10 protein-coding genes are annotated in these 10,021 nt (G+C 67.7%); 5 read left to right on the forward strand and 5 right to left on the reverse strand.

Going from position 1 to position 10,021, the window contains the following annotated elements; genetic code table 11:
• The 3 genes from HUX53_RS03220 to HUX53_RS03230 all read right to left on the reverse strand — a co-directional run.
• Positions 1-1,216 (reverse strand): S8 family serine peptidase (locus HUX53_RS03220; protein ID WP_309237021.1); only part of this gene is annotated, 1,216 nt, incomplete at its 3' end.
• A complete protein-coding gene (locus HUX53_RS03225; protein ID WP_176401677.1) occupies positions 1,210-1,992 on the reverse strand; it encodes a hypothetical protein in 783 nt (260 codons plus the stop codon). The genes HUX53_RS03225 and HUX53_RS03220, both read right to left, overlap by 7 nt.
• A 165-nt stretch (positions 1,993-2,157) precedes the next feature.
• Positions 2,158-2,364, reverse strand: a complete 207-nt coding sequence (locus HUX53_RS03230; RefSeq protein WP_309237022.1) for a CsbD family protein — start codon at positions 2,362-2,364, stop codon at positions 2,158-2,160.
• 210 nt (positions 2,365-2,574) lie between these two features.
• Here HUX53_RS03230 and moeZ point away from each other — a divergent pair, with 210 nt between their 5' ends.
• Positions 2,575-3,756, forward strand: a complete 1,182-nt coding sequence (gene moeZ, locus HUX53_RS03235) for an adenylyltransferase/sulfurtransferase MoeZ (protein ID WP_176401678.1) — start codon at positions 2,575-2,577, stop codon at positions 3,754-3,756.
• A 55-nt stretch (positions 3,757-3,811) separates the two neighbouring features.
• On the opposite strand, the gene HUX53_RS03240 is transcribed toward moeZ, so the two are convergent.
• Positions 3,812-4,099 (reverse strand): hypothetical protein, encoded by a 288-nt coding sequence (locus tag HUX53_RS03240; RefSeq protein WP_176401679.1) that lies wholly within the window; start codon positions 4,097-4,099, stop codon positions 3,812-3,814.
• A gap of 189 nt (positions 4,100-4,288) precedes the next feature.
• Between HUX53_RS03240 and HUX53_RS03245 the strand changes: the two genes are divergently transcribed.
• From HUX53_RS03245 to HUX53_RS03260, 4 genes are all read left to right on the forward strand, one after another.
• Complete coding sequence (locus HUX53_RS03245) at positions 4,289-5,146, forward strand: helix-turn-helix transcriptional regulator (RefSeq protein WP_176401680.1); 858 nt, start codon at positions 4,289-4,291, stop codon at positions 5,144-5,146.
• Positions 5,143-5,391 carry a DUF397 domain-containing protein gene (locus HUX53_RS03250; protein ID WP_176401681.1) on the forward strand — a complete coding sequence of 83 codons (249 nt, stop codon included), beginning with the start codon at positions 5,143-5,145 and terminating at the stop codon, positions 5,389-5,391. The genes HUX53_RS03245 and HUX53_RS03250 overlap by 4 nt, the downstream gene beginning before the upstream one ends.
• Positions 5,392-5,408: 17 nt before the next feature.
• On the forward strand, positions 5,409-5,660 hold the full coding sequence (locus tag HUX53_RS03255) for a DUF397 domain-containing protein (RefSeq protein ID WP_255204870.1): 252 nt from the start codon (positions 5,409-5,411) through the stop codon (positions 5,658-5,660).
• A 734-nt stretch (positions 5,661-6,394) separates the two neighbouring features.
• Positions 6,395-7,633: an LRV domain-containing protein gene (locus HUX53_RS03260; RefSeq protein WP_176401683.1), complete on the forward strand. Its 1,239-nt coding sequence runs from the start codon at positions 6,395-6,397 to the stop codon at positions 7,631-7,633.
• Positions 7,634-7,893: 260 nt separating this feature from the next.
• On the opposite strand, the gene HUX53_RS03265 is transcribed toward HUX53_RS03260, so the two are convergent.
• Positions 7,894-9,138, reverse strand: a complete 1,245-nt coding sequence (locus HUX53_RS03265; RefSeq protein ID WP_176401684.1) for an HNH endonuclease signature motif containing protein — start codon at positions 9,136-9,138, stop codon at positions 7,894-7,896.
• Positions 9,139-10,021 lie beyond the last annotated feature (883 nt).

Consider the following 10,021-nt stretch of genomic DNA (forward strand, 5'->3'; position numbering starts at 1 on the left):
GGGGTGGGCCGTCCGCGGGCCTCGGGTGGCGGCGCCAGAACGTGAGCGAGATCGCGCCGCCGCCGAGCGTGCCGGCGACGCCGAGTACCAGGATCGCGACGACCAGCCAGGTGACCCAGGCCGGGTGATCGATGACCTCTACCGGCCCCGGCTCCTCGGCGCCGAACCGCTCGCGGGCGACCTTGCCCTTGCCCGGTCCCGTGGGCTCCGACGCGATCGAGTCCGCCGCCGACAGCGCGCGGGCCGCATGCACCTCGCCGAACCCGACCTCCGGGTCGTAGCCGTCCTTCGGCCCGTGCCGGGTGCTCTGCACCAGCGCCTGCGACACCAGCGCCGGCGCCATCTTCGGGTGCTTGGCGCGGATCAGCGCGGCGATCCCGGACACGAGCGCGCTCGCGTCACTGGTGCCGTCGCTGACGAAGTACCGGCCGCCGGGGCCGCCGATGGGCAGGCCAGCGCCCGGCGCGGACAGCAGCACCGAGTAGTTGCGGTTGGAGAACGACGCGCGGGCGTGCCCCGGTTCGGTGGCCGCGACCGCAATGACGCCGGGATAGGACGCCGGGTAGGAGTACGGCGCGAACCCGTCCTCGTCCAGCCGGCGGTCCTTGTCGCCGTCGTTGCCGACCGCCGACACCACCACGACGCCCTTGCCGATGGCGTAGCCGACGGCCGCCCGCTCGTCCGGCGCCTCCTCGATGCGGCCGAGCGAGAGGTTGATGACGTCGGCGCCGTGGTCGGCGGCGTAGCGGATGCCGCGCGCGACCGAGTTCCGGGCCGCCTCCGACCGCTGGTAGCGGGCGTAGCCGGCGTCCTCCGGCTCGCTGATGGCGCGGATCGCGAGGATGTCCGCCTGCGGGGCCATCCCGATGATCCCGGAGCGGCCGCCGGCGCCGTGGCCGTGCCCGGCGATCAGCGTCGCCATCCCGGTGCCGTGCAGCCGCGCGGGCTTGCCGCGGTCGATCGCGGAGATCATGTTGGGCCCGGTGGTGACCTTGCCGCGCAGGTCCGCCTGGTTCGGGTCGACGCCGGAGTCGACGACCGCGACGGTCACCCCCTTGCCCTTCGTGACCTTCCACGCGGCGTCCATGCCGAGCAGCTTCAGGATCGGCCGCTGCAGGTCGCGGACCTCGTCGGCGTGCGCCGGGACGGGCATCAGCCAGCTCCCGGCCAGCGCCCCGGCCAGCAGCCCGGCGGCGACCCGCCCCCGGGTCAGCACTGCCACTCCGGGTCGTCGCAGTCGGGCAGCGCCTTGGCGGACAGCGACCGTGCGACCGCGTGGCCGATCTGCGGCGCCACGGCGAACGGCTCGCCCGGCCGCGCCTTCTTGATCTCGGACGCGGGACGTCCGTCGGCCTGCCCCGACGTCGTCAGCACAACGTACGGTCCGCCGCGGTCGCTCGTCCGGTCCTGCCGGGCCTCGTCGGTGAACTTGGCGGACGCCGTGCCGGGGAACGCGGCGGCGAGCAGCGCGGGCTTCACCGACCCCTTCCCCTTGTCCGGGCCCTGCGAGCCGGGCAGTTCCTTGTACGCGCGGTCGGCCTTCCACGGGTCGGGGAACGCGACCACGCCGATGGTGACGACGACGCCCTGCAGCTGGTCGACGTAGGTGGCTCGCAGGACGGCCCGGCAGCCGTGCTTGCCGAGCGTCAGCGCGATCTCCTCGTCGACGGCCTGGTCGCAGCGGGTCTCGGGGACGATGCCCGTCCGGGACGCGTACTCGGTGTGGTCGCCGACGGGACGGTACGGGATGCGCTCGGGAAAGATGCGGCTCGCGGGCCACGCCTGCCAGCGCCGCGCGACCTCCTTGTTCGCGGCGACCTGGAGCTCGGCGTTCGTGGGTTCGCGGTTGTAGGTCGTCCAGGCGCCGGTCATGGCGATCCCGGTGGTGACCAGGTAGCAGCAGCCGACGACGAGCGCGACGACCATCCACTGGCGTCCGGTCAGCCCCAGCACCGTCAGCGGGTTCCGCGGCGGCGGGGGCGGCGGGCCCATCGGCCGCGGCGGACCCGCGTACGGAGGCCCCGGCGGGTAGGGAACCCGCGATGGGGGCGGCTGCTGGGAGGGGGGCGGGAATGCCACAACAGTCAAGATTAACTGTGCTTCACGACATTCCGCCCTGCCAACCGGGTAAGGCCGCCCTCCTGCGGGCCCCGGCGGTCAGGACTCGAACGTCCGGCGGGTCTCCTTGGCGGCGTCCTTGGCCTGCTCACCGACCTGCTTGGCGCCCCCGGCCGCACGGTCCTTGCCGCCCTCGGCCTCCAGATAGGGGTCGCCGCTCTGCCGGCCGGCCTCCTCCTTGCTCCGGCCCTTGGCCTTCTGCGCCTTGTTCTTCAGCTTGTCGAGGAACCCCATGGCTCCGTTCACCTCTTCTTACCGCGACTGGTCCGGTCGACCAGCCTCGCGTCCAACCGATGCCCGGTTCCTGCGCGTTCATTCCGCGATGCCCGGCGACATGGGCGTTCCGGACGCGCCCGGCTGCGGGGAATGCGCCGGGACGTGGCAAGGTTGTGCGGGATGAGGACAGTGACGTCCCGCCCTCACTCACAGCCGAGCGTCAGCACAGGAGCACCCACCGTGTCGTTGCCACCTCTGGTCGAGCCCGCAGCGGAGCTCACCCGCGACGAGGTCAACCGCTACTCGCGGCACCTGATCATCCCCGACGTGGGCATGTCCGGGCAGAAGCGCCTCAAGAACTCCAAGGTTCTGATCGTGGGCGCCGGCGGGCTCGGCTCCCCCGCACTCCTCTACCTCGCCGCCGCCGGCGTGGGCACCCTCGGCGTCATCGACTTCGACGTCGTGGACGAGTCCAACCTGCAGCGGCAGATCATCCACCGCCAGTCGTCCCTCGGCAAGCCGAAGGTCGAGTCGGCGGCCGAGACCGTCCGTGAGATCAACCCGCTGATCGACGTCGTCGTGCACAACATGGCGCTCGACCGCGACAACATCATGGACATCTTCTCCCAGTACGACCTGATCCTGGACGGCACCGACAACTTCGCGACCCGTTACATGGTGAACGACGCGGCCGTGCTGCTCGGCAAGCCGTACGTGTGGGGCTCGATCTACCGCTTCGACGGCCAGGCGTCCGTCTTCTGGGCCGAGCACGGCCCCTGCTACCGCTGCCTCTACCCCGAGCCGCCGCCGCCCGGCATGGTCCCGTCCTGCGCCGAGGGCGGCGTCCTGGGCGTCCTGTGCTCCTCCATCGGGTCCATCCAGGTGAACGAGGGCATCAAGCTCCTCACCGGCATCGGCGAGCCCCTCGTCGGCCGGCTGATGATCTATGACGCCCTCGAAATGACCTACCGCTCGGTCAAGGTCCGCAAGGACCCGGAATGCCCGCTCTGCGGCAAGAACCCGACGCAGACCGAACTCCTGGAGGACTACGAGGCGTTCTGCGGCGCGGTCTCCGAGGAGGCCACCGAGGCCGCGAAGGACTCCACGATCACCGTCCACGACCTCAAGGCCATGCAGGACAACAGCGAGGACATCTTCCTCGTGGACGTCCGCGAGCCCAACGAGTACGAGATCGTCTCGATCCCGGGCGCGACGCTGATCCCGAAGGGCGAGTTCCTGAACGGCTCCGCCCTCGAACGGCTGCCGCAGGACAAGAAGATCGTCCTGCACTGCAAGTCGGGCGTCCGCTCCGCCGAGGCCCTCGCCGTAGTGAAGAACGCCGGCTTCGCCGACGCCGTCCACGTAGGCGGCGGCGTCCTGGCCTGGGTAAACCAGATAGACCCCAGCCAACCGTCCTACTGACGCGCACGGCAAGGCCCCCGAACCAGGCTTCGGGGGCCTTTTGCCGTACAGACCGCTACGCGGGCGACAGCCAGACCAGTTCCGAGCACATCCGCCGCGACGCACTCTCCGGCGTGAGCCACCGCCCAAACCCGCGCCCGCTGATCGGCACGGTAGCCGCCGACCCCTCCGGCATAACGATCCCGTACGCGACGACCTCATCCACGACCGCATCGCCCTCGCCGGGCTCCTCCCGCACAAGGACGAACAGCCTGGGCGCCACACCCCCGCCAAGCTCCACCGCCCACTCCGCCACCTCGGCGTGGTAGACAGGCAGCTGTTCGGACTCGTGGACGTCATCCATCCGGATACTCCCTTCCGAGCACTCGGCCGGGACGGAAGCAGCCGCCAAGCATCGCTCCGTCCCGGCCCCCTTCATCTTCCGGAACTCACTGCATCCATCCGGACACTGTCGGTATAGTCACACTCGCATATAGCGTGGAGCAAGTTGCTTCACGTAATTGATGGAAGTCGATCAAGGAAAGGTCGAGAGATGGCAGGCACGCCCAGGCCGGGGACCCTGCGCTCGCAGTGGCTGGGTCAGCAACTCCGCGAACTCCGCGACAGCAAGGGCATCCTTCTCAAGGAGGCCGCCGAGTATCTGCAACGCGACACCGCAACGCTCAGCCGCTACGAGACGGGCTTCTATCCGATCCGCCGGCCCGACTTGCTCGCACTCCTGGACCTCTACGGCGTCTCCGACCCGGCACTCCGCGAGAAACTGCTCAACCTCAGCAAGGACGTCTGGCAAAAGGGCTGGTGGGACGGCTACGCGGACGACGTGGCCGGATCCCTGATCGATTACGTATGGCTGGAGTCACGCGCGTCCCACATCCGATCGTATGCATCGGTGGTGGTGCCCGGCCTGTTGCAGAGTCCGGCATATGCTCAGCAAGCGATCCGTCTGGACGAACCCGCCGCGACCACCGAGCAGGTTCAGCGTTGGCACGAGCTTCGCATGACCCGCCAGCAGATTCTGGACACCGACGATCCGCCCCGCCTCTCCGCCGTCCTTGACGAATCGGTGCTGCGCCGCCGAATCGGATCGCGGAACGTCATGCGGGAGCAGCTCTGCCATCTCGTGGAACTGGCCGCCTTGCCCACCGTAGAGATCCGAGTACTCCCACTACAGGCGGGGGCGTTGGCGAGCGTCTACGGCGCCTTCGAGGTCTTCCGAATGCCAGAGCCCTTTCCCGAGGTGGCGTACACCGAAACGCTGGCGGGCGCCATCTACACCGAGGCACCCGACATATCCCGATTCATCCACGCTTACGATGGCCACAAGGCACTGTCTCTCGGGTCAGCAGAGTCCGTCGAGATGATCTCGGCAATCGCGGAGGACGAATCGTGAGCACGCACGAATCAGGGAACCCCCTCGGGCAGGAAGACCGGTCGCGCATCGCCTGGCACATCAGCAGCTTCAGCCCCAACGGCGGCGGCAACTGCGTGGAGGCAGGACCCCTCGCCGACGGGACGGAACGCGTCGCCGTCCGCCACAGCCACCGCCCCAACGCCGAAGTCATCATCTACACCCGCCCCGAATGGGAAGCCTTCCTCAACGGCGTCCGCAACGGAGAGTTCAACTTCTTCGCCTAACATCCAGAGGACGAGTCTTGAACACACCCGAACCCCCCAACGCCCTCGGACACGAGGAGCGGTCGTGCATCGCCTGGCACATCAGCAGCTTCAGCCCCAATGCGGGCGGCAACTGCGTGGAGGCAGGACCCCTCGCGGACGGGACGGAACGCGTCGCCGTCCGCCACAGCCACCACCCCGACGCCGAGATCATCATCTACACCCGCCCCGAATGGGAAGCCTTCCTCAACGGCGTCCGCAACGGAGAGTTCAACTTCTTCGCCGAGTAGGCGTCATCTGGTGCGCTCGTCGTTGCGGATCAACACCGAAGCCCTGGCTGCACAAGACCCTAATGACGCTATTTCTCGACTTCAAGGCGAAATCCGCGAGAATCATCGGCCAAGGCTCCACAGTATGTATCGAAGTTAAAGTGACTTCCATCTGGAACGCCGCTCTGTGCAAGGCAGATAAGATGCCGAGCCAGAGAAACCAAACCTGCCGGGTTTCCGGATATCACTACAGTTGGCTCAGGCGATGACTCGACCTCGGCCCGCAGGTAGGCATCATCGTTCCACCACGTGGAAACACCTGCCTCGGAATTGTATTCGATGATTCGGACGGGGACCACCCGGACATGAGGGTCGCCACCATCAACACCTGTGTAAGATGCCACCCAGACTCCTCTGGAAGTTAGATATCGAGGTGACTCACGAAGGTCACCTCGATCGATAAATCTACCACCACCCATATCTTGGTAACCTTCCACCAGAAACTCCGTCGGCCACAGGACGTCCACCCGAGTTGTGCACCAGCAGCACCGAGGTGTAGCCGACTCGCGTCCGCAACAATTAATTCGACTTCTTCGCGCTGGCGGATGGGAGCGCTTTTGTGCGGAAATTGTGGTGACTCTGATCCTCGGTTGATCGGCCTGGCGTACAACCGCGCCGCTCCGTCTCGGATCCTGCTGAGGCTCTTGGAGAAGGGGCCGAAGGACATCTGGCATGCGTTGTGCGGACGGGCGACGATGCCGGAGAAGCTTGTCGATGCGATCGTCCACCACCCTGATTGGCGGCTACGCCGTGATCTGACCTGGAACATGTCACTCGGGCCTGAGATCAGGTCTCGGTTGGCCGCCGATTCCGACCTCCGGGTCAGAGGCAACCTGGTCGAGCAGTGCCACTACCGGTGGCAGGTGTCGACTCGTGAGCCGCGCACGCCGTTGACCGTGGAGGCGCACGAACTGTTGGCCGCCGACCCTGAACGGAGGGTCCGGGAAGAAGTCGCCTTGCAGCCGTACACGCCGACGCACGTCCGGGATCTGCTGACCACCGATCCGGATCCGGCCGTCCGCCTGTGGCTCACGGACGTCTGGTCATGGCTGAGCGACAAGGCCAAGGCCGCCCTGTTGTCCGACGCCGATCCCGAGGTGCGGCAGGCCGCTGAAGAGAAGCACCGCCCTCCGCGGGTCATCGAGTCCGAATTCGGCCTCTCCCCTGACGTGCTGGAGCGGGCGACTCTGGCACGTCCTGCGGCCGAGCGGCTCGCCCGCGACGGCAACGCCCGAGTCCGGGCTACGGCGGCGGCCAACCCGAGCATTCCCGACGATCTGGTCGCGGAACTGGCCGTCGATGCGGATCCCGAGGTGCGGCTTGCCGTGTCACGGAGGCCCGAGTTGACCGAGGAGCAGCGTGCGGCCATCGACTACACAGACGACGCCGGTCGCCGTTTCCATCCGCTCACCTGGGTGACCGATGAGTGCGAGGACGGGGCGGTCATGCGGCGGTGTGCGGCCTCGGCGCATCCCGCACTGCGGCGCAGCGCGGCGTTCTGTCCGCATCTGCCGGCCGACCTGGTGCAGGCACTCGCCGGGGACGAGGACTTCCTGGTCCGGCTGTTCCTGGCCGAGAACCATCCGGACCCGCCCGGTGAGCTGCTGCTCAGGACGATCCTGGAGTTCGAGGGTTACACCGAGACCAAGATGCTGAGGCACCCGAACTTTCCCCGTGCAGGTCTGCGCAGCTTCGCCGACTCGTCCGTCGCACGCGAACGCGCGTTGGTGGCCATGGACCCCGACGCCACGTCCGAGACGGTCGGGAAACTCAGCCACGACCCCGACCTGGAGGTACGGCGTACGGCGGCGGCCGACGCCCGGCTACCCACGCCGCGCCTCCTTGAGTTGCTGGCTGATGATGAGACCGCTCAAGCCGCCGCGACCAACCCGTCCCTGCCGATCGAGGCCATGGAGAAGATCCTCAGTCGATGACGTTCGCCACTTCGCCCGGAAAACTTGATCGTGGAGCCAGCCGGCAGAGCCCAGGCATCAGGCGGAGTTAGAGGCCGACGCGGTGACGTCGACGCGTTCGGCGGGCCGACCGAACACGCAGGTGGCCAGGGAATTGCAACCGTGGCTCCAGGGACGCCAAGCCGATTCGGCTGCGCATGCAGGTGGCCGAGCCGAGGCAGGAGTGGGGTTCTCGCAAGGCGGCACCGCGTTCGGCATGAGGGTGCGTCGCGGGGCGGCGGTCACGCGGCTTGCAACCAGGGTGGCGGACGACCTGGTGCGGAGGCAGCCCCGTCTCCAGGCGGGTGAAGGCGGTAGATGTAGCGGCCGTCGGCGGGGGTCCGGGTCACGTGGAGCCGGGTCGGGTGGGCGGCTTTGAATCTGTTGTGCCATCCGCAGGTGAGGGTGAGCTGGTCGATGTCGGTAGGGGATCCGAGAGCCCAGCCGCTCACATGGTCGACCTCACAGAGCGTCCCGGAGACCTCGCACCCTTGGACGGCACAGGTGGGGTTGAGTGCTTCCAGGGCACGGCGCTGCGCGGGAGTGGCGAACCGTTCCGTGCGACCCAGATAGAGGGGAAGGCTTCCCTTTCCGAGCAGGAGGACCGAGACACCGGCGTTGAGGGCGATCCGGCGGGCCTGGACGGCGGGGATCGGGGTGCCGTCAGTCAGCCGCGCGGGTGCGTTGCCGCCGGTCAGCGTGTCCAGGTCGCAGATGACGGTGACCTTGGTGGCCTTGTGCCCGCCCGACAGGACACTGCTCAAGGCCGCCGCCGTCCGTTCCGACAGGTCACGCCGGTCGTCGGTACCGGCCGGTTTGGCCAGTGGCCCGAGTGTCCCGTCCCAGATCGCGGCGTCCTCGGCGTTCAGCCAGCCCTTGACGTACCGGCCACCGTCCAGCGAACGCGTCGAATCGATCCACGACCGCTCGTACCCGCGCCGCGAATCGGCATCAGGGCGTTCGGTGCCGTCGCGCTCGGCGATCACCTCACGGATCCGCCTGCCGAACGAAGCGACCTTCCCCGCCGAGAAACCCTCCTCGACCATCCCGAGCAAGACTTCTTCGGCGTCCGCGCAATCAGCGTCGTCCAGCCGGGCGACCGCGCCCGCAATGGTGGCGGCGTACCCGAAGGACAGGTCCCCCGCGGCCCACCGGCCGGTCAGCTCGGTGAGGCGGTGACGCTGCCGGGCGAGAGTGACACGTTCTTTGGCACGGCTGTCGCGCATCCCGAGCCGGGAGCGCAGCCAAGCCTGGATCGACGGCAACCCCCACCGCCGCACTTCCCCGGCCCGGTCGACAACGGACACGAGACCGGCGATGACCGACTCCGTCCGATCGATGGAGGCCGCAAGGCTTTCGGTGAGCCCCATGCACGCCGCCGCCGATTCCGGGGCCGACCGGCCGGCGAGTTCGACGGCGATCTCCGACAGAGCGCTCACCAATTCCCCGGTGGACGCCCCGTCCAGATCGATCACCATCGAACGCATACCCCAATTATACGAAACCCCGACCGGACATATCCCCCGCACCCACAAATTAACAGGCCCAATATTGTCACCTTGCGGATACCCAGAAATCCGCGGCACACCCCGAGATCCCTAATTCAACGAATACCCTTCGGTTCCCGAAACCCGCGCATACCTGTCGCCCGGCACAACTCGTCCACCGCGCGGGAATGAAACGCGTCACGGCGCCTCCGGGCGGTAGAACTCCCCCCGCACCGTGCCGTGGTGACGTACTCGAACAGACCCTCTTGGAGAGGTGGGGGCGGCGCGTCGGGCAGAGGGCAGGCGGAGCCTGCCCGACGAAAGCTGCACTCAGGGGCCGCAGAGGCTCCAAAGTCAAGGGTGGCCGGAGGCCATCGCGAAGCGACGCGAAGCGCCCTTGACTTTGGAGGGGCGGCCCCGTACGCAGCGCCGCCCCCACCACAATTAACCCAACACAGACAACATTCACTCATAATCTGACCAGCAGCCAGACTTCCCGCGAAAGACGCACCAGAGGCCCAGGCGCTCCGAATTCATGGCGATGTGATGCGCACGCCTTTTCGGCGGGCGAAGGATAAGGATGGTCACAGGATGCAAAATTTGAAGGCGGCCGCGCTTCGCTCGCCAGCCGCGCCATCCCGAAAACGCTCACAGCCGACAGAGCGACACGGCCCCCCGCACTTTGAAGCGTGGACACCATCCAACTGCCCACGGCCAATCCCCCACGACCCGCCGACCCTCGATCCCGCCAGTCAGCCGCACCAGTCAGCCTCCGCCCATAGCCCCCGCCAGTCAGCCCCACTCCTGTCTCTTATTACACCTCTGACGCTGCCGACGCAGAGGAAGGTGTAGGTCTCGGCTGTCGCCGTACACCAAACAAAAA

The organism is Actinomadura sp. BRA 177, assembly GCF_013372625.1.
GTDB lineage: Bacteria > Actinomycetota > Actinomycetes > Streptosporangiales > Streptosporangiaceae > Spirillospora.

Coding starts and splice junctions, on each gene's coding strand:
- HUX53_RS03225 (WP_176401677.1), bottom strand. CDS start 1,992: ATGGGCCCGCCGCCCCCGCCGCCGCGGAACCCGCTGACGGTGCTGGGG.
- HUX53_RS03240 (WP_176401679.1), bottom strand. CDS start 4,099: ATGGATGACGTCCACGAGTCCGAACAGCTGCCTGTCTACCACGCCGAG.
- HUX53_RS03245 (WP_176401680.1), top strand. CDS start 4,289: ATGGCAGGCACGCCCAGGCCGGGGACCCTGCGCTCGCAGTGGCTGGGT.
- HUX53_RS03260 (WP_176401683.1), top strand. CDS start 6,395: ATGCCGGAGAAGCTTGTCGATGCGATCGTCCACCACCCTGATTGGCGG.
- HUX53_RS03265 (WP_176401684.1), bottom strand. CDS start 9,138: ATGCGTTCGATGGTGATCGATCTGGACGGGGCGTCCACCGGGGAATTG.